1 protein-coding gene and 1 pseudogene are annotated in these 559 nt (G+C 43.6%); one reads left to right on the top strand and one right to left on the bottom strand.

Annotation, left to right across the window (positions count from 1 at the left end):
• Positions 1-281 (top strand): transposase family protein (locus tag CBG25_RS17820; protein ID WP_290603775.1); only part of this gene is annotated, 281 nt, incomplete at its 5' end.
• A gap of 53 nt (positions 282-334) precedes the next feature.
• Here CBG25_RS17820 and CBG25_RS17825 read toward each other — a convergent pair.
• A pseudogene (locus tag CBG25_RS17825) lies at positions 335-559 on the bottom strand (IS5/IS1182 family transposase); the annotation flags it as partial.

Below are 559 nucleotides of genomic sequence, written 5' to 3' on the forward strand. Positions count from 1 at the left end.
AGGTAACCATCTGGGCAGATACCGGTTTTCAAGGTATAGATAAACAGCATCCTAATACACAAATCCCAAAAAAAGGAACTCGAAAAAGACCTTTATCGCCTGAACAAAAACAAGAAAATAAAATAATCTCGGGCATCCGTATTACAGTTGAACACGCCATCGCGGGTATCAAGCGCCTCGGTTGCATGACCCAAATTTTACGGAATCGTAGACCCTTTATTGATGATACCTTCTTACTCCTTAGCGCAGGTCTTTGGAATTTCCATCTCAGAACAGCGTAAAATTTACTTCAATCACCGAAACACCCTTATTTCACTATTAAGCAACACGCTTAATGACTCTTACCGTGTTTTTTAGTCCACGTGGCGTCTAAATCTTTTTGTCGCCGCTTGGTTGGTTTCCAATGAGCAGGCATCGCTTCCTGCTTGAGTTGTTCCTTTTCGTCCTTCGTGAACGACTGCTTGGGAGCCGGTACCAAGGTTGCATCGATGATTTGGCCGCCCCGAGCTATAAAGCCTTTCTTCAGAAGTTGAGAGGTTACACCATCGAAAATGGCTTT

The sequence above is a fragment of the Arsenophonus sp. ENCA genome, from assembly GCF_002287155.1.
Taxonomy (GTDB): Bacteria; Pseudomonadota; Gammaproteobacteria; order Enterobacterales; family Enterobacteriaceae; genus Arsenophonus; species Arsenophonus nilaparvatae.